Genomic DNA, 22,149 nt, shown 5'->3' with positions numbered 1-22,149 from the left:
CTTTTAGTTTACTACTGGTATTAATTCAATTGCATCCATTAATATATCGCAACAATAATTACCTAGCTTGCCGGTGGCAAAACCTGTAAATGCGAACGTTATTGTCACATCAGACCGGTTTTGAACGTCAATTTCTCCACAATTGTTAACGATATAATAATTCCATACTTCCCAGTCGCCATCTTTCACCGCCAAATCAATATCCGCTTTAATTATTTTTTCATCGTAAATAGTAATAAACTTACCGCGTGTTCCGTTACGATGTACTAATCTGATGTTATACTTTCCTGCCGGTACTTCAGGAATGGTGAGGTAGAAATGATCCCCTACCTGTTGTGCATCAAATGCAACGATCCTTCCTTCCTTATTTTGATGATAGCTTTGTGTTCCGTCATTCATCACTATTCTCGCCGGCGATTCAGTAAATACATTCTGCGCACCGTACGGACTTCCGGGCGGATATAGGTTATATCGGATAAATGATGGCAGTGCCTCCACAATTTCCACAACAGTATCTATTGAATGATAGATTCCATTGGAACAGACCCGATCAATACCGTACTCTAGTGATTGGTTAAATTGGAATGTTTCATTCATGAAATAGTTATCCATATCATCCACCCGGAAGCTCAGCGATTCTTTTTTATATGCGGGATAGAACCGTCCATCATTTGTTAATTGATTTAAGAAATATCCCGAATCTGGAATAATATGATAACCGGCCCAGTCATCTAAGTCTGGAATGGCGCTTTTATCAAAATTATTATTCAATAAGACCTCATCACGCTCAATAATTAATGTAATGGTACTATCTTTTAAATACTTGATTAATCCGGTCTCTTCAAAGATGCCCAGCATGATCGTATACTTTCCCGTTTTTTGCAGCACGTCATAAATACTTTCTACAGGTGGTGAAAGCACCTCATCCGTTATATTTATATACCCATTAGTCATTTCAATATTTGACTGTGTAATGGTTACAAAATTGTTCAACTTGACAGAACTATATGAATCCCTGATATCGGCAATTAAATATTTATTATTTAAAACTGTGGGAGCAGGGAGCGGGCCCGGTATAAAAACATTCGTGTTTATTTTTCTGTCTAATAAATGATATGAAAAATAATTTAACCAGAATTCAGGAGATTTATCTTTGATAGAAGTCACCTGGTCACCCTCTGCCGACAATCTGGCAAACAATTTGTCAAAAGCCTGATTGGTCGGCGCAAAAAGTGTATAGGCTCCTGCGGTTTTTAAGAGGCCCCTCCGGTTTACATAATCAATTAATTCTTTGAAGGTAGTGAGTTCTGCCTCTTGGTCGACAAAATCCATTATCTGGAGTTCATCCGTATCATCATACCTCGCGTCTGAGAATCTCTTTTCGCAACCAGTGGCTACAAATAATATGATAAAAGCGAGCGGCATCAAACAACCGCCTATTATTTTTTCGCTTAAAAAGTAATATAAGTACTGTTTCATCTTCGTGCGTTTAATACAGTCTATAATTATTTATTTTTATAAAAATCTTTTTGTTGAAGCAATTGGTTCCTCTCCACTTCTGTTCGGTGATAAGGTAGGAACCAGCTTTCAGTATCCAATAGTCTGGCACGAATTACCTGATAGCTTCGCCCCATAGCATGATTTGTGGCTGCTTTTTCAATAAGGATATTCTCATATCCGGGCCTCCGGGATATACGCACAGCTGCAAACCACTCTTTGCCTTCAAACCCTAACTCAAATTCTCTCTCCATCAAAAGCCAGGAAAAGAATTCAATTCCCTGTCCGGCTTCTCCCGGAGTAAGGTCAGGCAGGTCGCAGTGTTTACGGATTATATTTATGATAGCTTCTGCTTTTTCATATTCATTATTCATGGCGTATGCTTCTGCTTTCATAAACATGATTTCGCGATAACGATAGAAGATATAATGCGCAACACGATCACTTTGATTCCTGTATGACCGCTGATAAGGCGCCTGTCCAAGAAATTTGTAAACTTCATATGCCGGTCTATACCCGTTAGAAGCTTCGGTAAGCGTAAATGCACTATAGTTTTTTAACCGGATCGTATCAGCGGAAAAATGTTCAGGTATGGCGGCGGAATAAAGAAGTTCCCCTGCATTTATTAGTATATTAGTTCTATTGGCAAGATAAATATCCCTGGTATTATCGTGATAGGCAAACCAACCGTATAATGGGGATGATGGTCCGTTCTCCATATATTGAAATTCAAAAATAGACTCAGGAGAGTTTCCAGGACTGAAAATAGTATACCAGGCAGACGGCTCTACCAATTTATCTGCGTAGGACGCATCGAGCATCTCGCAAAGATCAATACATGCATCATACTCATTTCGCCAAAGTTTAACATCCGCCATCATGGCCAATACAGCATTCTTTGTTACACGGCCAAATCGGTGAAAATTATTTGTAAATGTTTGGGGGGCTGCATCTAAGGCAAAGCTCAAATCTTCTTCAATGAAATCAAGAACCTCATTTTCAGATGAAGCTGCAACACTCAGGTTTTGCGTATCCGATTCATACGGCTCTTTTATAATCGGAACCTCCTTAAAAGCACGTACCAGATAGAAATAGTATAGCGCACGTAATGCATGTGCTTCACCCAGCATATTGTCTAATTCTTCTTTTTTAAAAGTAGGGTCATGTTGGAGCGCAGTAGGGGCATTTTTAATAAATGCATTTATCCATCCTATTGATCTGTATATATTTCCCCAATTCAGCAATGAGTTTTCAGTATATATATCATGCGATATGAATTGCGTATGAGTCGAAGTGGCCTGACTACCCGGCGCGTATAAACTGGACCGGATATCCCCCCAGGCCTGGAACAAATTAACACAGTTGTTAAATGACGTATATAATCCATTTAATGAGGATTGAACCTGATCCCTGTTCTGCCAAAATTCATCTTTAACCAAGTTGTCAGGCTGTCCTACCTCTAAAAACTTATCGCAGGCAGATATAAAAAGAATCAACCCTAACAACCCGCATTTAATCTTATTCGATATTTTCATTGTCTTCATGTTAAAATTAAAGTGTTGCTCTCAATCCGATTGTAAATTGTCTCGGAGGTGCTGTGGTATTATTATCTACCCCTGGCATGGTAATGTTTCCATTAATGGGAACTTCTGGGTCAACACCAAGGTATTTAGTCCATGTATAGAGATTGTAGGTTGTTAAGAATACACTTGCATTCTTAAGACCCAGCCTCATCACCGATCTCCGATCAAAATTATAAGATACTGAGACGGATTTTAAACGCAGGTAAGAAGCGTCTTCTACCCATCTGGTAGATGCTGCCTGATTCCATTCCGCTAACCTCTCCGCGCGGGGCATATCACTTATATCACCCTGTGTTCTCCAGCGGGCTGTAACGGACTGCGCTTGATTTCTCGAATCATGCATCTTCTCTACGTTTTTGCGACTCAGGTTTATTACATCATGACCATACTTGTATTCAAATTGCACTAATAACTGCAGATTTCGATAATCAAAGGTATTGTTCCAGCCTCCGAAAAATAGAGGGCTGCTGTTTCCTATTTGAACCTTATCCAACTCATTAATAATACCATCCCCGTTAATATCATCATATATCATATCTCCACCTCTAAACTGGTGACCTGAATTGGATCCGAAACGCATCTGTTTAGGTGTAACCCCATCTGCTTGAAAAATGATTTCTCCGTTGTTGTCCCTTAAAATAGCATCATCGTCTCTCGCGTAAACTCCCCGCGCACGATGGCCGTAAAATGCCCCGATCACATCACCGGCTTGTAGCTTTGATACAAAACCATCTCTTGTGCTTTGCCATGAAGCTGCATCAAGGTTGTCGGGAAGGCTCAGGATTCTATTCCGGTTGGTGGCGATATTGAATTGCGTGCGCCAGCTAATACCGGTTGCAGTTCGCTCTTTAATTACCCCGGTTATACCGAACTCTAGTCCGGAATTGCGAACGGAACCAAAATTAATCCATTGTTTGGTAAATCCCAGCGTCGAAGAGAGTGTCTCTTCTAATAGCAAATCATCCGTAGTCTTATTATAATAATCAACCGATGCTTCAATTCTGTTCTTAAACAGGTGGAAATCCAAACCATAGTTAAATTCCGTACTGGTTTCCGGTTTAATCTTATCGTAGGCCATTTTAGACGGATAGGTATAGGGATCGCCTAAATAACCTGTTCCGGTAGAATAGGCAACATCTGTCAAATTAACGAGTCTTCTTGGAAGGTTACCCGACACCCCGAAAGAAAAACGGGGCTTTAAATGATCGATCCATTTTGGTAAAGCAAGGAACTCCTCTTTAGCCATATCCCATGCCAATCCCAATGTAGGATAAATAATATAGGGGTTATCCTTTCCCTGTCTGGAATTGGCCTCAAGGTTTGCGGAAGTCGTTATGAAAACCCTATCGCGCCATCCATAATGCCCGTGTAATATAAATCCTACCTCTCTTTCATCCCCGAATTTACCTTCAGCCGAAGCAATTAAAGCCGAAGCATCCGAAGATCGCAAATGAGGCGATGATCCGTTATTATAACTCAATAAGGTTGAATTAAATGTTTCAGCTCTCACTTTAAAAATACCGGTCATCAACAATCGGTGATTGGTTTTATTAAGAGCGGCCCATGATAATCTGTTTGTATTGTTCAGTAACAGCTGCCCTCCCTCACCATGCAAGCCAGCATTATACAAAACTTCTCCTGGTAATGCAGCTGTTGCATATCCGGGCAGGAAATATTCGTCAGAAGATTCGCGGAAATCCACGGCTATCTGTGAACGAAAATCAAGGTTCTTAATAATATTATAGTCTATTGCGGTAGAAGCTTGAAATCGATTTGCTTTTGTAAGATTAGTAGAGTAATCAATTATCGCTAACGGGTTATAACGGGATGTGTAAGAGGCGGAAGCGGCTCTCTCGACAAAATAATCTAATCCATTTCGCGAATAAACGGGAAAAAATGCAGCCATCTCCCGTGCATAAGTGATCGGTGAAATTTCAGAATTTATATTGGTACTATTTCCTGCCTCTATTACGCCGCTTTCATTTATCGGGTGCCTCTGCCCTCTTTTATCGGTTAATGAATTTGTATATGATAGATCTGCCGTAATCTTTAACTTATTAGAAACTCTATAATCAATATTAAAAACGTTATTGAACCTGTCGTATCCTGTCCCTTTTGTCGTTCCGTATTGATTGGTATAGCCCAGTCCCCAATAGTATCTTACACGCTCCCCCCCGCCACTTAAATTGGCGTTGTATTGCTGATTATAACCGGTCCTGGTAATCACGTCCATCCAATCGGTATTATTATTATATTTCCATGCATCATCCCTGGTAAGATCACCGCGCAGCTCCCGCAGAAAACTTCCGTCATCAACACCCGACCTGTAACTTTCAAGAGAAAAAAGACGCTGTTCGTCTCCGGACATCATCGGAATTGTATTTGGCACCTGCGTGGTCGTAAATTTTGATGATAAACTAAAAATCGGTTTGCCCTGCTTACCTCGCTTCGTTTTAATGACAATTACTCCGTTTGATCCCCTTGAACCGTATAAAGCTGTAGCAGAGGCATCCTTTAATATGTCAATATGTTCTATATCAGAGGGGTCGATATCGCCAATCGGACTAAAACCAAAATCTGCTATACTCGAAACATTGAAGTCATTACCAATCACTTCTCTTCCATCAACAATCCATAGCGGATCATTTATACCGGAAATACTCGAAACTCCCCGAATACGCACCGTACCCGCGGCTCCGGGATCACCACTTGCAGCCGTAATTTGCAAACCAGCGGCATTACCCTGAATGAGTTGTTCTATATTCGTTACAGGAGCATTGCGCAAATCAGTTAGATCTATACTTGCAACAGCACTGCTGAGCTCCCTTTTATTTATCGATAGCATGCCCATGTCGGCCCCTTCATTTTCCCTAGCCATAATAACGACCTCCTCTAATTCGCTACTTGAGGGTAGCAGAACCACTTCGAAGCGATTCCGGCTGCTTATTGTAAATTCCTGCGGATTATATCCGATAAAAGTGAATTTTATTTTTGCGGCATCCGCATGTTTTTTAATCTGAAACTTACCCGATGCATCGGTTCTTACCGCATTTAATACTAGATCATTCCGATTTACCAGCATTACTGTTGCTTCCGGAAACACAACATCCTTGATTTCGTTATAAACGATACCTGTTATTACATCTGTTTGTGCAAAAACATCTTGACTTAAATGGTAAAATAACCCAGTAAGAATGCAAATATTTCGTAGTATTTTGTTCATTTCTTAATTATTTCTGCGTTAAAAAGTCTCGTTAACTTTGTGGACAACGCCATTGCTCCCTTGTACATTAGCAGCTGTAAGTGGCGTAGGTTTTATTGCTTTTTGCGAATAGGTCATACTAAAACTTTCCCAGGCACCGGAAAAAGATACCATCCCGCCATTCTTGTTAGGAATAAGCCCACCTTGTGTTACGCCGTCTGTAAACACGTATCGGTTAGGAATTACATAATTACCAACAAAAGCGCGCATTTGCTCGGGTGTCGAGGTGGCTACATTAATTCCTGCAGCTTGCATTGCTGTATTGGTTGGCGCAAAAATAGTATAGGTAAAGAAGCCGGTTAAATTTAATTCCGACTCAAGCCCCGCCTTGATAATTGCGTTTTTAAACTGAGCATATTCCGGATCTGCAGCAATTAAAGCAAAAACAGTCCGGGTTAAATCCGCCGGATCCATGGGATTTAAAAAACCATCAATTTCAAAAATAGCTCCATTGCCTTTTTCCCACACGGGGTTGGCTGACAACAACGAAACTGAGTTTCCGGTATAATCGAAAAACTTGTTATTGTCAAACAATATCCAGCCAAATTCTGTTGGATAATATCGTTTTCTAAATCCTCCATCCTTTCTGACATCAATATTAAAAATTCCGGTTCTACATTCCGTTCGTCTTATTTCACGGTCGGCAGCAGCCAAATCTTCCGCAGCAGGTCCTGTCCAAAATTCATCTGGTTGGACAAGGATGGTTTTATCAGCATGCTGATAATATAGCCCATCTGTCAGCCCATCTTCCAGATTAGTGCTTCTAAACATCTGTACCCACTGATTGTAAAACTTCTCCCTCATATAGACTCCACCCTCGACACTGTGTAATATGGGGGACTCAACTACTTTATTCACTTTATAAATAACACTATTGCTCGATAAAACAGAACCTACTATTGTTGGAGCAATTTTACTCACTTCCTGAGGGAAACCTCCCACTCTGATCTTCGGATTATCTCTTACAACATCACTTTTAAACCATGGCTCTGCGAGAAGAGCAGTTCTAATCACTTGTGTTCTTACAAATTCAGGAACTGAATCAAGCGTGCCAGGCGTGCCACCAAAATGCTGTGAATAAGGTGTAAAATATGCAAGCATCGCTTCGTCTGTGGGAGCAAATACGGTCGAAAGTACTGATTCGTCAGCAACATTCCGGACACTCGAATAGGCTCTAATCAAGGTTGTATCCACCCATCCGAATTGATCTCTCGGGCCTAGAATATAACTAACATGCCCTTCCAGCCATTTACTAAATGTCGATATTTCTCCATCCAGGGCAGCTGCGGCATCGGTTATCGGCAACTCTGGCAATGGTGATGTAAGTACATGAATTACGCCATTTGCCGCACTGATATCATATTTGATTTCGTGCACTTTAGCTGATTCTATTGTAAATCCACCGCCATCAATATTATAGATAGCTTTATAGTCATCTGCCTGCACATTAAAAAACGGCTGCGTGAAAATCCGGACTGATTTAGGGTTCACCAGAACACCTTCTGCCCGCGTGGTATAATACGTTGCTTTGGTTGCGGCCAGGCTCCCCTCCGCGGCATTACTATACCGCTTCTCGATATCATACTTATAATACATTCCGTTTATAAAATGAGCATTTACATATTGCCGAAGCAGTGATTCCGGAACTTCATCTATTGTTCGAAAACCATTTGCTTCAACAAAAACCTGAACGTGTTCATTAGTTGGTGCCAAACACGTATATATTGCAGCCTCTCCTAATGCTTTTCTAAGCCCTATTTTATCAATAATTTTGACAAAGTCTAACAATTCCGGATCTTCACCTAGCGTCTCAACAATGTTTTTATCGACCCTTGCTATGGGATTATAATGTTCATCAAACTTCTTTGAACAGGATACTCCAAGTATGGTCAGAAAGACGTATGACAGTATGAAATATTTATCTATTTGTTTCATGGCTGGCTTATTAATAATGGACAGTAATATGTTCCGAAGATTATCGGCTTATTAATAATTTTTGCGTTCATAGTTTATAACGAAAAGGTTTAATCTTAGTTAAGTAGTTATGTACTACATGTCAAATGTATAAGTTAATATTTATAAATCCAAATGTTTCATAATTTTTTCTTTTTATTTTTCCAGCTATCATTCAGACGGGTTTTTCATCCTCTTTCGGACCCTGAAATAAAATTTAAAAACAATGCCTATAGCGTTAATAAATAGCTATTTACCACCATCTGAAATCTTCGTGTTTGGATTTAAAATTGATTGGTTTCTAGTGGTTATATAACACAATATAAAAAGAGGGAAGTATCTTTTATATATCCAGATATTTTCAGAGTTGTTTTTTGTACGCTTAGCTAAACAAAAAAGCCTGCAAATTGCAAGCTTTTAGTAATTAATAGATCGTAAATCAATCAGACTTTCTTAAGTCTATCGAAATGCGGTTGTAAATGAGCTTGCATCCCGCTTTTAAACTCTTCGATCGTTCCCGTTTTTAAAATCTGAACGAGATCCATATGGTTTATTTTTCCTATCGTCGGCTTCTTTTCAAGCGTAACCACATAATCGAAAATGGGTAGCAACATAATCTGAAACCTTTTTAACGTATCATTTCCCGACATTTCATAAAGCTTGCCATGAAATGCAATTTCATTTTTAATTCTGAAAGAATTATCGTGGTTAATTTCTTTCTTCGCTATATTTTCTAATTCAATAATATCTTTATCGGTTTTTCTAATATAGATCAAATCAGCAAGACCCGTTTCCAATACCAGTCGAAGCTCAAAAATATCCTGAAGTGTTTCTTTATCTATAATAAGGGGATCCAATACCCGTTCGAAAGTTCCTAGTATATCTGGTCTAGCCAACACCATTCCCCGTTTTTTCTTGGTTTCTATCATGCCCAGCATACGCAATCTGCTCAGCGCTTCCCGCAATACATTTCTACTTACACCCAAAGCTTCAGCAAGTTCTATTTCCTTTGGTAAGGCGTCGCCAGGAACGAAGGATTTCTTTTTTAGGTATTCTCTTAATCTGACCTCAACAATATCTGCCATCGTATTTGACGCAATTGGAGCGAGGTCTTTAGTTAAATCGTCTACAGCCATAACTTAATAATTCTCCAAAAATAGGCTATTTTTTGTTAATATGTACTACAATATATGAAATTCATCAATTCTCTCCCAGATAATCAATCGTCTCATTAATAAAGCTGGGTTTTTCGGCACAAAGTTTCTGCAATGATTTAATCTTGATCCTTGCGAAGGAGAGAAGGGTCTTCGTCTGGCTAAAGCTTTTTGGAACTATTTTCAGTGAAAAAAGGAAGCCTTATGCTTCCTTTTTTAGTTTTTTGCTGCTTATCTTTTCTTTGACTACCTCAAAAATAATCGGTAGAACAGAAAGGAAAATAATGAGTAACACTACTTTCGAAAAGTTGTCCCGAATTATAGGAATATTACCTAAAAAATACCCAGCCAACGTGATACCTACGACCCATAAAAAGCCCCCAACGACATTATACGTTAAAAATGTGCCATAATGCATTCTCCCGATTCCCCCCACAAATGGCGCTAAGGTTCGTACAATGGGCACAAAACGAGCAATAACAATTGTTTTGCTGCCATATTTTTCATAAAAAGAATGCGTTTTTTCGATCTGTTCGTCTTTTACTACGCGTTTTCCAAACAACTTAAACTTCGTTATCTGCATACCAAAGCGCCTCCCGATAGAATAATTCATTGAATCTCCTGCAATAGCGGCAACCAAGAGAAGGGCTATCAGAATCCATACATTCAATTCATTGGGCTGTGCGGCCAACATACCGGCAGCAAACAAAAGGGAGTCTCCCGGTAAAAAAGGCATGACGACAATGCCTGTTTCTATAAAAATAATCAAGAATAGGATAAGGTAAGTCCAAGTCTGATAATCATTCACAATCTCCACAAGGTGCTTATCGATATGAAGCACAAAATCTATTAAAGAATATACTACTTCCAAAATGACGAGTTTAGATATTATTCAACATTACAGGCATCACCAACATCAAAATATCTTCATTGTCTTCTTTTATAGCAGGAATCAATAATCCGGCTCTGTTTGGCGTACTCATTTCAATAACGACTTCACTTGAATTTAAATTGCTTAACATTTCCACTAGGAACTTAGCATTAAATCCGATTTCCATATCCTCACCTTCAAATTGGCAATTTAAGCGTTCGTGTGCTTCATTCGAAAAGTCTAAGTCTTCTGCCGATATATGTAGTTCGCTTCCGGAAATCTTTAGCCTCACCTGATGCGTCGTTTTATTAGCGAAGATAACCACGCGACGCAACGTGTTCAAAAACAACAACCGGTCTACCGTTAGCTTGTTTGGATTAACTTGAGGAATTACGGCCTCGTAGTCTGGGTAGCGTTCATCAATAAGACGACATATCAAATGAATGTTCCCAAATTGGAAGAATGCGTTCGTGTTATTGTATTCTATAGAAACGATCGTATCATCTGATGGAAGCGAAGATTTTAATAGGGTTAACGCTTTTTTAGGTAAAATAAAGGCCGTCGGTTTTTCTGAGCTTACATCTGTACGGCGATAACGAACCAATTTATGTGCATCTGTAGACACAAAGGTGATGTTTTGTTCCCCCAATTGTACCAGCACACCGGACATTGCCGGGCGCAATTCATCATTGCTCACGGCAAAAAGCGTTTTGGTAATGGCTTCTGAAAGAATAGATGCATTTAGTGCCACGGTAGAGACGTTATCAACGACCGGAATTTTTGGAAAATCGTCTGCATTTTCTCCGCTCAACTTATATTTCCCGTCGCCGGCACTAATCTCGATAGCCAACGTATTGGTATCCACAGAAAATGCTACGGGTTGATCAGGAAGCGTTTTTAATGTTTCTATCAAGATTTTAGAGGGCATGGCCACTCGTCCTTCTTCCTTTGCTTCTATCTGCAAAGACGTAACCATACTCGTCTGCAAATCCGTAGCCGAAATAGTCAACAAGTTATCTTTAATTTCAAACAAAAAGTTTTCAAGAATAGGTAGCACCGTACTACTACTCGAAGCTCCGCTAATTGATTGTAGTTGTTTTAATAAAATTGACGTGGATACAATAAATCTCATTTCCTGATTTTTATAGATTTTTATATGCAATATTACACAAAAGAATCTATATTTTATAGACTGAATGCGTGTTAATTCTTATCGCAAATTAATTAATTAGTACCTTTGTATGGTTACAAAGACATGCAGTTTAAGGATATTATAGGTCATCACACCCTCAAAGCACATTTGGTTCAAACCGTAAAAGACAATCGGGTGAGCCATGCGCAGTTATTTCTCGGTCCAGAAGGGTCGGGAAGTTTAGCTTTGGCCATCGCTTATGCACAATACATCAATTGCGAACAAAAGTCTGAAAATGATAGCTGCGGTGCCTGTAGTTCCTGTCGGAAATATCAAAAACTGATTCACCCGGATTTGCATTTTTCCTATCCCTTCTTTGCCAGTGGTGAAAAAGACGTCGCTACGACTTATTTGGAAGAATGGCGCACCGCTTTCCTTGACAATCCCTATATGGGGCTGGATTATTGGCGCCACCAACTAGAAGCCGGCAACAAGCAGGCAAACATCAATATTGCAGAAGCACACGACATCATCAAAAAACTCAGTTTTAAAGCATTCGAAGCTGAATATAAGGTATTGGTCATGTGGCTTCCGGAATACCTCAATACACAGGGAAATGCGCTATTGAAATTGATTGAGGAACCGCCAGAAAAAACACTATTTCTTCTCGTATCGGAAAATCAAGACCGGATACTGAATACGATCATCTCGCGTACACAGCTAGTGAAAATACCGAAATTTTCACATGGTGATATTAAACAATATCTAATAGAAGAAAAAGCAATCCCAGAACAGCAAGCAAACGAAATTGCCTTTATAGCCGATGGAAACGTGCAAACAGCGGTAGACCTCATAGAGGAGGATACGAATCCTTATTTTAATTTGCTCATCCAATGGCTAAGATTCATCGTAACCGATTCGGGATTGAATATTATCCGTTTCTGTGAGGAGGATTTTCCGAGGCTAGGACGAGAAAACCAAAAAAATTTTTTACTTTACACCATTAATGTGTTCCGTCAGATTCTATTAACACAAGCGGGACTTTCACAATTGGTGCTTTTACAGGGGCAAGAGCTAGATTTTGTCCAGAAGTTCAGTGATAATTTTAAAGGTGAGCAATTGGAAGTCGCTATTAATTTACTAGAGAAAACACATTATAAAGTAGAACGTAATGCTAATCCTAAAATTTTATTTTTAGATTTATCTTTGCAATTAGTTTTAATATTTAAATATCAAACGTTCCCACAAGGGACTCAATATATATAAAAGGAAAGAATATGGGATGTGGCAGTTGCTCATCCGGAGGTGGGTGTGGTAGTGGTTCTACCGGAAAAACACCTGCAGGTTGCCAAAATAACGGCTCTTGCATGACCAGCGGATGTAATAAATTAGATGTATACGACTGGCTTTCCGACATGGATTTGCCAGCAAATTATAAACCATTCAATATTGTAGAAGTGCGATTCAAAGGATCGCGAAAGGATTTCTACATCAATGCGGACAACCTTTACCTTGAAATGGGTGAAATGGTCGTCGTTGAACCTTCCACGGGAGGCTATGATATTGGACATGTATCGCTAACCGGCGAATTAGTTCGCTTACAGTTGAAGAAAAACAACGTAAAGCCAGAAACGGTCGAAAAAAAAATATACCGGAAGCCCACAGAAGCGGACGTACAGAAATATAACGCAGCAAAGGAGCTGGAATGGGAAACCATGCACCGGGCAAGAAAGCTTGCCCTTGACCTCGGCTTGTCTATGAAGATTTCTGATGTCGACTATCAGGGAGACAAAACCAAAGCAACCTTCTACTACACAGCAGAGGGACGAGTGGATTTTCGGGAATTGATTAAACGTATGGCAGAAGCATTTCGTATCCGTATCGAAATGCGCCAGATTGGGATGCGTCAGGAGGCCAGTCGCTTGGGCGGTATAGGTTCATGTGGACGAGAGTTGTGCTGTTCCACCTGGCTAACAGATTTTAAAACCGTCTCTACAGCAGCAGCAAGGTACCAAAACCTCTCCTTGAATACCCTTAAGCTAGCCGGGCAATGCGGCAAATTAAAATGCTGCCTTAACTACGAGCTTGACAGCTATATGGATGCATTAAAGGATATTCCTAACCATGTCGACCGTTTGGATACCGAAGCTGGAACCGCTTTTTTACAGAAAACCGATATCTTCAAAAAAATCATGTGGTATTCCTATCCCGGGGCTGAAAGCTGGATTCCGTTGGACGTCAATATGGTGCGTGAATATGCAGAAATGAATAAAGAGGGGCGCAAATCACAAGATCTGAAGGTCCATCAAGAACCTATAGAACAAATAGAAAAACCCGTTTCCTACGATTACGAAAATGTGGTGGGACAAGACTCTTTAACACGCTTAGACGAGAAGAATAAGAAACGAAGAAAGAAGAAGCCGAGAAACAAAAAAGAGACAAACACGGGCGGAAACAAAATCGCAGAGTTGAAGAAAGTAGAAACGAAAGAAAAAAAGGTCGTAACTCCTGACGAAGAAAATGCCAACGGAAACAAACCCAAAAAACGGCTCCATCGGAATAAAAATAAAAACAGGAATAAAACACCAAATAACAATAAAGGCGATAGTTAGATATGAGTCTACGTAAATGGGTTGTCGGGTTTAGTCTGTTATTTTTCATGCTGGCTTGCGCCAACCAACCTTTTTATGACGTTTATAAATCGACCGCAAACAGACGATGGCATCATCATGAAAAGCAATCGTTCCAGGTGCATATAAATGAAAATAGCGCGCTATACGATATATGGGTCTATATAAGACATACCGGCGAATACGATTTTGCAAACTTGTTTTTTCTTTCCTATGAAACCGGACCACAGTTAAAGGATACATCCTACAGACATGAACTTAAACTGGCAACTCCCGATGGGCGCTGGACTGGAAAAAGCGCGGGTAACTTATATGAAAACAAACTTCTTCTAAAAGAAAACTATACTTTCCCCGATACGGGCATTTATACCTTTGAGATAGAACAAAATATGCAGGATAATCCGATACTGAATATTACGGATGTTGGTTTAAAAATTGTTATAAAGTAATGGTTAGGCTTATTCGTTGGTTGCTTTTTCCGTTTTCCATTTTATATGCGGCGGTAATCTTACTTCGGAACTGGGCTTATGACAACCAACTTTATAACAGTACTTCTTTTCATTTCCCCGTCGTGATTATCGGAAACCTGTCAGTGGGCGGCACCGGAAAAAGCCCGATGACAGAATACGTGCTTCGACTAATTAAGCCCCTCTTGAATGTCGCTGTTCTTAGTCGGGGATACGGACGAGAAACCAAAGGTTTCCGATATGTAAATGTACATGATTCGGCTAAACTCGTAGGAGATGAGCCGCTCCAAATAAAACGTAAATTTCCAGATGCTATCGTGGCTGTTTGTGAGGACCGCGTGCATGGCATTAAACAAATTCAAAATCAAATTGATGCCGTACTGCTTGATGATGCCTATCAACATCGTAAGCTCCGTCCAAGTTTTTCTATACTGCTGCTTGATTACGAATCATTACAGCACCTCATTATTCCATTACCTACAGGAAATTTCAGAGAACTGCTACATGGATGTAAACGTGCTAACGTAATTGTAATTACCAAATGTCCGGAAAAAATTCCCGCACAAGTGAAGTTTTCCATAGAATCGAGACTGCGTGAATATACCCTAGTGCCCATATTTTATACAAAAATAGCCTATCAGAAGCTACAAACGGCAAACGGTTTAATACTCGAAGACACACAACTTCATGATACCGTTGCGGTGGTCGTAACGGGTATTGCAAAACCGCAACCACTGCTATCCCATCTAAAACCACGGTTAAAAAAGATCCTCCATTTATCTTACCGTGATCATCATGCTTTTTCGCCGAATGACCTTGATAAAATAAGCCGGGCCTTTCAATATATCGACACTCCTCAAAAAGTTATTATCACGACAGAAAAAGATATGCAGCGATTGCCATCCTCGTTCATCGCACAACACCCCGTCTATTTTCTTCCTATAGAGCAAGAATTTTTATTTAACCAATCGAATACATTCAACGCTATCGTAAAGCGGGCGTTCTCTTGTTAATAGCATTTTTATTCATTATCACCACCTTTCAATAATACTTTCTAATTGTTTGAACAGTGATCGCCTATACAAGCCGGTGGAGGTTAATACGTGATTAACCTGTATTTATACTGGAATGCCGTTAAGAAATGTTAAATTGTAACACATTTGATACAAATGACACAACAAAATTGCGCTATAGTGAGTTCTATAGATAGAAATAAAACAATAAATAGTGGTTTAACAATTAAAATATAATGTCATGAAAAAATTATTTTTAACAGGTGTCAGTCTATTATTTGCACTGACATTAACATTTGCCCAGAGTGCGAACCCGGAAGATAAAGCGCGGGAAAAAGTAACAAAGTTAACGGAAAAATTAACATTAACAGATGAACAACAAACTTCTGTTTATGACATTGTCTTGGAGCATGCAAAAGCCAAACAGGCGTTAAAAGCAGACGCGACACAATCACCGGAAGCATTGGCTGAGGCGAAAAATAGATTGCAAGAGACAACGGATGCTCAAATCAAGGAAAAATTATCTGATGAGCAAAAAACATTATATGATAGGATCATCGCTGAACGTCCTAGGGAAGAAGCACCTGCACCTACACCGGTCACACCTCCAGTGCAGCCAGAGCAACCTATGGAACCACAGCAACCAATTGGTGAGTAAATAGAAAATTAATTTAATATCAAAAAAATGCGGAACCTTAATTGGCTTCGCATTTTTTTATATTCAAAAATAACCTTAAATAATAATGCCTTTTTTATTAAGACGATTTCAGCTTCTTCTGAATATCCTGAACATACGTTTTAAACTTCTTATCTGTTTCGATCAAATCTTCTACCGTCTGGCAAGCATAGATTACGGTAGAATGATCGCGTCCTCCAAAAAAATTTCCAATCGATTTCAATGATGATTTTGTATGATTCTTCGCTAAATACATGGAGATTTGGCGAGCTTGTACAATTTCCCGTTTACGGACTTTCGATTTTACCATTTCCACGGGCACCTCAAAATACTCACAAACCAGTTTTTGAATATACTCCATGGAGATTTCTTTGTGTGTGTTTTTCACAAAGTTTTTAAGCATGGATTTCGCCAAGTTCAGGTCAATTTCTTTTTTGTTCAACGTAGATTGGGCCAAAAGGGAAACCATGGCACCTTCTAACTCCCGTACACTGTTATCAATCTGCGTAGCAACAAATTCAACGACATTTTCTGGTAGTTCGATGCCATCAGAATACATTTTTTTCTTCAAGATAGCCATTCGGGTCTCTAAATCCGGAATCTGAATATCTGCAGATAACCCCCATTTGAAACGACTTAATAAACGTTCCTCTAGGCCGGACAAATCTTTAGGTGCTTTGTCCGACGTTAAGATAATTTGTTTGCCAGACTGATGTAAATGATTAAAAATATGGAAGAAGATATCCTGCGTTTTTTCTTTGCCCGAAAAATTGTGTACATCATCCATAATAATCACATCCATAGCTTGGTAAAAATTCACAAAGTCGTTAATCGTGTTATTTTTCAACGAGTCCACGAATTGCTGACAGAATTTTTCACAGGAAACATAGATGACCAACTTATCCGGCAAATTCTTCTTGATTTCGTTACCGATAGCTTGCGCCAAATGCGTTTTCCCTAAGCCAACATCGCCATAAAGCATCAAAGGATTGAAAGAAGTTCCTCCCGGCTTATTTGCTACAGCAAAACCAGCCGAACGTGCCAACCGATTACACTCTCCCTCAATAAAATTATCAAAGGTATAATGGGTATTTAATTGTGGATCCACCTGTAGTTTTTTTAATCCAGGAATAACGAACGGATTTTTAATATTCTTATTTAATGCTACAGGCACAGGAATAGATTGCTTTTTACCTTCAGCACCGTTTCCATTGGAAGGGATATTGGTCGTGTAAGGTGTATTAGCGGAAGATTTATCCACAATAATGTTGTATTCCAAACGGCCTTGTTCACCTAAGAACTTCTTAATCGTCTTACGCAGAATACCTACATAGTGTTCCTCCAACCACTCGTAAAAAAAGACCGAAGGTACTTGAATAGTCAAAACGTTCCCATTTAAACCTACTGCTTTAACAGGCTCAAACCAGGTCTTGAAACTTTGCGCAGGTATATTGTCTTTGATAATCTGAAGACAGCTATTCCAAACACTTGTACACGTTTTTTCCATTCTTAAATTGTTAATAACTTGAAAACCAATATTTGACAAAAAAATTGTTCAAAACTTTCTCTTAAGACGAAGATGACAAAAAAAAACGACCAAAAAAACTAAAATATTAAAAAAAACATAAAACGCTAAATATTAGACATTTAAATAAAAAATGCGCTCTTTTTTGCTGTCTAAATAAGCATTAAAAACATTTTTTCAACATATCGGAATTTAGCTTTTCAAAAAAGTTGTTCCCTTATTAAAATGACTTAGAATCTACATTAATGTGGAAAACTATTAGGCTTTTTCATCTATAAATATAGGAAATATTTAAAGACAAAAAAAAAGCAGAATTCATTAAATTCTGCCTTAACTCTTTCTATACTATCATAATACTACGATACCATCGTATCTGTCTTTATTCCTGCGGTCAATTTTTTTACTTGTGTAACAATAGAAGGCGCATCGTATCCACATATTTTCCAAAGCTCTGCTTGCTCGCCATGTTCAACGACTTCATCGGGAATCCCTAAGCGGACCAACTTCGCCTCATAGCCGTGATCTGCCATAAATTCTAGAACCGCAGACCCCACACCTCCCATAATACTGCCATCCTCAACCGTAATAACTTTATTAAATTTCTTAAATACCTCATGTAACAACTCCTCGTCCAAAGGCTTTGCAAACCGTAAATCATAATGTGCGGGGTAAATACCTTCTTCATTTAGGACTTGAACTGCTTTTACCGCTTCATTTCCAATGGTGCCGAAACTGAGAATAGCCACCTCTTCCCCATCATGCAATTTGCGTCCCTTTCCAATTTCGAGCTTGGTAAACGGGCGTTTCCAATCTACCATTACCCCGTTACCGCGTGGATAGCGAATAACAAACGGGCCAGTATCCGGTAATTGGGCCGTATACATGAGATTGCGAAGTTCTTCTTCGTTCATAGGAGCAGAAACTACTAAATTAGGAACACAGCGCATATATACGATATCGTATGCCCCGTGATGTGTAGGTCCATCTGCACCGACTAATCCTGCACGGTCCAAACAAAAGACAACATTCAATTTCTGCAATGCTACATCATGGATAACCTGATCATAAGCCCGCTGCATAAATGAAGAATAAATATTACAAAAAGGAATCAACCCCTGTGTAGCCAAACCGGCACTAAAGGTTACGGCGTGCTGCTCCGCTATGCCTACATCAAAGGCCCGATCGGGCATGGCTTTCATCATAATATTTAATGATGATCCAGAAGGCATTGCTGGCGTAATGCCCATAATTTTATCGTTGGCTTCTGCCAACTCTACTAAAGTATGTCCGAAAACATCTTGATATTTTGGGGGCTGTGGTTTATCTAAAACCGATTTTTTAATCTCTCCCGTGATTTTATCAAATAAACCTGGAGCATGCCATGTCGTTTGATCCTTCTCTGCTAAGGCATATCCTTTACCTTTCACCGTTACGGCATGCAATAACTTTGGTCCAGGAATATGTTTAAGATCTTCGATCGTTTTCGCCAATTTCGTTACATCATGCCCATCCACCGGCCCAAAATACCGGAAATTCAGCGATTCAAATAAATTGGCATTTTTCAACAATGTTCCTTTAATGCTTTGCTCCAATTTCTTCGCCCATCCATAAGCATCTGGTCCATTTTTTGAAATTTTGGCCAATACCGCAATTAAATCATCTCGAAATTTATTGTAGCTTCTGGATGTTGTAATACTCGTTAAGTATTCTTTCATCGCCCCCACATTGGGATCAATAGACATGCAGTTGTCGTTGAGTATAACCAACAAATTCGATTTTTCGATCCCCGCATGATTTAGGGCTTCGAATGCCATCCCGCCAGTTAATGCTCCGTCACCGATCACCGCCACATGTTGCCTATCTTTTTCCCCCTTATATTCAGAAGCAACAGCCATTCCCAACGCAGCTGAAATAGAAGTAGAAGAATGCCCTACTCCGAAAGCGTCATATTCGCTCTCGCTTCTTTTTGGAAAGCCCGATATTCCCCCCAGAATCCGATTCGTGTGAAAGGTCTCTTTTCTTCCGGTTAATATCTTATGCCCATATGCTTGATGCCCCACATCAAAAATGATTTGATCGTAAGGTGTATTCAACACGTAATGTAGGGCAACGGTTAATTCTACCACGCCCAAGCTGGCTGCAAAATGTCCTCCATTCACGGAAACAATATCAACAATGAATTGTCTCAATTCACGGCAGACCTCTTCCAATTCACTTGTTTTCAGCTTCCTAAGGTCTGATGGATAATTTATTTGTTGTAATAGTGGACCTGCCTCTACTTGCATGTTTTTAATTATATAAAATAAGTTACAAACTTAATAACTTATTCCCTAAACTACAGAACAATAAAAGCAAATAAAAGTTTAATCTCTATTTTTGGTACACGATCTAAACTGTTAATAGATTCCAAATTGTGGATAAAATATAAAATGCCTTTAGCGCTCAATTCTTTATTTTTGAGCAAGATATGCAAACAGTAGGTTACGAAATCAAACTAGAGCAATTTGAGGGTCCTTTTGACTTATTGCTTTTCTTTATCGAAAGGGATGAATTAAACATCCATGACATTCCCATCTCCAAAATAACAGATGATTTTTTGGACTATATCCAGAAAATGCAATCCTTGAATATAGAGCTCGCCAGTGAATTTATATTTGTCGCTTCTACGTTGATGCGTATTAAAGCCAAGATGCTTTTGCCTCGCCCAGAGTTGGATGACGCGGAAAACGAGATAGACCTAAAGAAAGAACTAACCCAAAAGCTTATTCTTTACAAGCAATTCAAAGAGATCTGCGAGGAGTTACGTGTGTTGGAGGAAAACCGAACACAACTACACGCCCGTGGGAATATAGCCAAGGACAATAAAGTCGCTAGGCATACCGATACCACAGAGGAAGAATTATCTTCTTTCAACCTATACAAGCTCTTGATGGTATACGAAAAATTAATGTTCAATTTTACCCACCGCGCTCAAGAAGCTACGCATACAGTCGTAAAATTCCCCTATACAATCGAACAGCAGAAAAAGGCAATTGCACAACTGATTGAAATGAACAAAAAGTTGGATTTCCAGCAAATCATAAAAAATTCAGAGAACAAAGTACAGCTTGTGTTCAATTTCTTGGCAATCTTGGAGATGCTTCAACAACGCTTATTGGAAATAGAAGTAGGATTAGGATTCAATAATTTTTCCATCGGTAAAAAAGAAGAACTTTGCTACGAATCCGAACATGTGGCCTAATTTCTTTTATTACTACAAGCCAGTACATTTCCTAGCGCCTGTGCCGTACGACGAAGATTCTGCTCTGTCTTTGTAAGTGCCTCTTCCAGCAACAGGGCTTCATGACTAATAGGCATAAGTGCATCAAACAGATTCAGTAGGCCAGACGAAGGTTCCAATGGTACTCTTCCTGCTATCCCGACAACCGGAATTCCATATTGCTTTGCTAGCGAAGCCACGCCTGCCGGAGCCTTGCCTGAGAGCGTCTGTTCATCAAGACTCCCCTCTCCCGTAATGAGCCAATCTGCCGTTTTTATTACTTCTTCAAAACCTGTCTTACTTAGAAAATAGGCTATTCCATTTACCAATTGTGCGTTTGCTAAAGCATACATACCGGCCGCTGCACCCCCGGCCGTACCGCCGGAAACAATATCCGCCATATTATTTCCCGTCGTTTGTAAAGCAACATCACTTAACTGGCGTAGAAAATTGTCCAATATTTTTACGTGGGTTGGAGATGCTCCCTTTTGAGGACCAAAAATATACGCCGCGCCGTCTTCTCCGAGAAGACGATTCTCCACATCACAAAGAATCCTAATGTTGCAGCCTAATACGCTTTTGTTCAATCTACTTGTGTCAATACGTTCCAAATGCTGCAATTGTTCGGGTATTGGATCAAGCGCCTTTCCTTTCTTATCCAGAAAACGTATACCAAGGGCATGAAGCATCCCGCATCCTCCATCCACCGTTGCAGAACCTCCCATCCCCAAAATAACTTGATCTACATTATGGTGATCAAGTGCATGCAGAATTAACTCACCTGTACCTTTACTACTCGCGCGAAGCGGATCTCGTTCTTCTGCTTTTATCAAACGGATACCCGATGCATCGGCCATTTCAATTATAGCTGTTTTTCCTTCATCTACTAGACTATATGAAGCCTCAACGGGTATTCCTAATGGGCCGGAAACAGTAATTGTAACTAACTCACCCTTCAGTTTTTCATGCAGAAGTTTACATGTACCGTCGCCTCCATCGCCAATGGGGAACAGCGTTGTACGACAGTCTAGGCGACTCTGTGAAAAACCTTCGTGTAATGCTTCTGCAACTTGACGGGCATCCAGACTATGTTTGAAAGCATTTGGAGCGATAAGAATATGTAACAT

At 39.6% G+C, this 22,149-nt stretch carries 16 protein-coding genes; 6 read left to right on the top strand and 10 right to left on the bottom strand.

Annotated elements, in window-relative coordinates:
- Nucleotides 1-3: 3 nt before the first annotated feature.
- The 7 genes from FXV77_RS04745 to dnaN form a co-directional block, all read right to left on the bottom strand.
- Nucleotides 4-1,479: a fasciclin domain-containing protein gene (locus FXV77_RS04745; protein ID WP_223816279.1), complete on the bottom strand. Its 1,476-nt coding sequence runs from the start codon at nucleotides 1,477-1,479 to the stop codon at nucleotides 4-6.
- A gap of 26 nt (nucleotides 1,480-1,505) precedes the next feature.
- Nucleotides 1,506-3,041, bottom strand: coding sequence for a RagB/SusD family nutrient uptake outer membrane protein (locus FXV77_RS04740; protein ID WP_246162274.1), 1,536 nt, complete (start codon nucleotides 3,039-3,041; stop codon nucleotides 1,506-1,508).
- A gap of 7 nt (nucleotides 3,042-3,048) precedes the next feature.
- Nucleotides 3,049-6,303, bottom strand: coding sequence for a SusC/RagA family TonB-linked outer membrane protein (locus tag FXV77_RS04735; RefSeq protein WP_148918062.1), 3,255 nt, complete (start codon nucleotides 6,301-6,303; stop codon nucleotides 3,049-3,051).
- An 18-nt stretch (nucleotides 6,304-6,321) separates the two neighbouring features.
- Nucleotides 6,322-8,277, bottom strand: coding sequence for a fasciclin domain-containing protein (locus FXV77_RS04730; protein WP_148918061.1), 1,956 nt, complete (start codon nucleotides 8,275-8,277; stop codon nucleotides 6,322-6,324).
- 461 nt (nucleotides 8,278-8,738) lie between these two features.
- Nucleotides 8,739-9,431, bottom strand: coding sequence for a FadR/GntR family transcriptional regulator (locus tag FXV77_RS04725; protein WP_148918060.1), 693 nt, complete (start codon nucleotides 9,429-9,431; stop codon nucleotides 8,739-8,741).
- 220 nt (nucleotides 9,432-9,651) lie between these two features.
- Nucleotides 9,652-10,320 carry a DedA family protein gene (locus FXV77_RS04720; protein WP_148918059.1) on the bottom strand — a complete coding sequence of 223 codons (669 nt, stop codon included), beginning with the start codon at nucleotides 10,318-10,320 and terminating at the stop codon, nucleotides 9,652-9,654.
- Nucleotides 10,321-10,330: 10 nt separating this feature from the next.
- Nucleotides 10,331-11,452, bottom strand: a complete 1,122-nt coding sequence (dnaN, locus tag FXV77_RS04715) for a DNA polymerase III subunit beta (RefSeq protein ID WP_148918058.1) — start codon at nucleotides 11,450-11,452, stop codon at nucleotides 10,331-10,333.
- A 123-nt stretch (nucleotides 11,453-11,575) separates the two neighbouring features.
- Between dnaN and FXV77_RS04710 the strand changes: the two genes are divergently transcribed.
- The 5 genes from FXV77_RS04710 to FXV77_RS04690 all read left to right on the top strand — a co-directional run bounded on the left by FXV77_RS04710 (nucleotide 11,576) and on the right by FXV77_RS04690 (nucleotide 16,220).
- The gene (locus FXV77_RS04710; RefSeq protein ID WP_148918057.1) at nucleotides 11,576-12,718 is read left to right on the top strand and encodes a DNA polymerase III subunit; all 1,143 of its coding nucleotides are present in this window, start codon (nucleotides 11,576-11,578) and stop codon (nucleotides 12,716-12,718) included.
- An 11-nt stretch (nucleotides 12,719-12,729) separates the two neighbouring features.
- A complete protein-coding gene (locus FXV77_RS04705; protein WP_187444006.1) occupies nucleotides 12,730-14,064 on the top strand; it encodes a PSP1 domain-containing protein in 1,335 nt (444 codons plus the stop codon).
- A gap of 2 nt (nucleotides 14,065-14,066) precedes the next feature.
- The gene (locus FXV77_RS04700) at nucleotides 14,067-14,531 is read left to right on the top strand and encodes a gliding motility lipoprotein GldH (protein ID WP_148918055.1); all 465 of its coding nucleotides are present in this window, start codon (nucleotides 14,067-14,069) and stop codon (nucleotides 14,529-14,531) included.
- Nucleotides 14,531-15,562: a tetraacyldisaccharide 4'-kinase gene (gene lpxK, locus FXV77_RS04695; RefSeq protein WP_148918054.1), complete on the top strand. Its 1,032-nt coding sequence runs from the start codon at nucleotides 14,531-14,533 to the stop codon at nucleotides 15,560-15,562. Before FXV77_RS04700 ends, lpxK begins: the two co-directional genes overlap by 1 nt.
- A 241-nt stretch (nucleotides 15,563-15,803) precedes the next feature.
- Nucleotides 15,804-16,220, top strand: coding sequence for a hypothetical protein (locus tag FXV77_RS04690; RefSeq protein WP_148918053.1), 417 nt, complete (start codon nucleotides 15,804-15,806; stop codon nucleotides 16,218-16,220).
- 97 nt (nucleotides 16,221-16,317) lie between these two features.
- Here the strand turns inward: FXV77_RS04690 and dnaA are convergent, their stop codons facing one another.
- Nucleotides 16,318-17,745, bottom strand: a complete 1,428-nt coding sequence (dnaA, locus tag FXV77_RS04685; RefSeq protein WP_148918052.1) for a chromosomal replication initiator protein DnaA — start codon at nucleotides 17,743-17,745, stop codon at nucleotides 16,318-16,320.
- 374 nt (nucleotides 17,746-18,119) lie between these two features.
- Nucleotides 18,120-20,048 (bottom strand): 1-deoxy-D-xylulose-5-phosphate synthase, encoded by a 1,929-nt coding sequence (gene dxs, locus FXV77_RS04680; protein ID WP_148918051.1) that lies wholly within the window; start codon nucleotides 20,046-20,048, stop codon nucleotides 18,120-18,122.
- 182 nt (nucleotides 20,049-20,230) lie between these two features.
- On the opposite strand from dxs, the gene FXV77_RS04675 reads away from it, so the two are divergent.
- Nucleotides 20,231-21,004: a segregation and condensation protein A gene (locus FXV77_RS04675; RefSeq protein WP_148918050.1), complete on the top strand. Its 774-nt coding sequence runs from the start codon at nucleotides 20,231-20,233 to the stop codon at nucleotides 21,002-21,004.
- Here the strand turns inward: FXV77_RS04675 and FXV77_RS04670 are convergent.
- Nucleotides 21,001-22,149 carry a glycerate kinase gene (locus tag FXV77_RS04670; RefSeq protein ID WP_148918049.1) on the bottom strand — a complete coding sequence of 383 codons (1,149 nt, stop codon included), beginning with the start codon at nucleotides 22,147-22,149 and terminating at the stop codon, nucleotides 21,001-21,003. The genes FXV77_RS04675 and FXV77_RS04670 overlap by 4 nt on opposite strands.

The sequence above is a fragment of the Sphingobacterium phlebotomi genome, assembly GCF_008180195.1.
Taxonomy (GTDB): Bacteria; Bacteroidota; Bacteroidia; order Sphingobacteriales; family Sphingobacteriaceae; genus Sphingobacterium; species Sphingobacterium phlebotomi.
Note: the sequence above shows the minus strand (reverse complement) of the source record. Positions and strands in the feature narration are given on the sequence as shown.

Excerpts from the sequence above, each read along its gene's own strand:
- FXV77_RS04745 (WP_223816279.1), bottom strand. The coding sequence starts at position 1,479 with ATGAAACAGTACTTATATTACTTTTTAAGCGAAAAAATAATAGGCGGT.
- FXV77_RS04740 (WP_246162274.1), bottom strand. The coding sequence starts at position 3,041 with ATGAAGACAATGAAAATATCGAATAAGATTAAATGCGGGTTGTTAGGG.
- FXV77_RS04735 (WP_148918062.1), bottom strand. The coding sequence starts at position 6,303 with ATGAACAAAATACTACGAAATATTTGCATTCTTACTGGGTTATTTTAC.
- FXV77_RS04730 (WP_148918061.1), bottom strand. The coding sequence starts at position 8,277 with ATGAAACAAATAGATAAATATTTCATACTGTCATACGTCTTTCTGACC.
- FXV77_RS04725 (WP_148918060.1), bottom strand. The coding sequence starts at position 9,431 with ATGGCTGTAGACGATTTAACTAAAGACCTCGCTCCAATTGCGTCAAAT.
- dnaN (WP_148918058.1), bottom strand. The coding sequence starts at position 11,452 with ATGAGATTTATTGTATCCACGTCAATTTTATTAAAACAACTACAATCA.
- FXV77_RS04710 (WP_148918057.1), top strand. The coding sequence starts at position 11,576 with ATGCAGTTTAAGGATATTATAGGTCATCACACCCTCAAAGCACATTTG.
- FXV77_RS04705 (WP_187444006.1), top strand. The coding sequence starts at position 12,730 with ATGGGATGTGGCAGTTGCTCATCCGGAGGTGGGTGTGGTAGTGGTTCT.
- FXV77_RS04700 (WP_148918055.1), top strand. The coding sequence starts at position 14,067 with ATGAGTCTACGTAAATGGGTTGTCGGGTTTAGTCTGTTATTTTTCATG.
- lpxK (WP_148918054.1), top strand. The coding sequence starts at position 14,531 with ATGGTTAGGCTTATTCGTTGGTTGCTTTTTCCGTTTTCCATTTTATAT.
- FXV77_RS04690 (WP_148918053.1), top strand. The coding sequence starts at position 15,804 with ATGAAAAAATTATTTTTAACAGGTGTCAGTCTATTATTTGCACTGACA.
- dnaA (WP_148918052.1), bottom strand. The coding sequence starts at position 17,745 with ATGGAAAAAACGTGTACAAGTGTTTGGAATAGCTGTCTTCAGATTATC.
- dxs (WP_148918051.1), bottom strand. The coding sequence starts at position 20,048 with ATGCAAGTAGAGGCAGGTCCACTATTACAACAAATAAATTATCCATCA.
- FXV77_RS04675 (WP_148918050.1), top strand. The coding sequence starts at position 20,231 with ATGCAAACAGTAGGTTACGAAATCAAACTAGAGCAATTTGAGGGTCCT.
- FXV77_RS04670 (WP_148918049.1), bottom strand. The coding sequence starts at position 22,149 with ATGTTACATATTCTTATCGCTCCAAATGCTTTCAAACATAGTCTGGAT.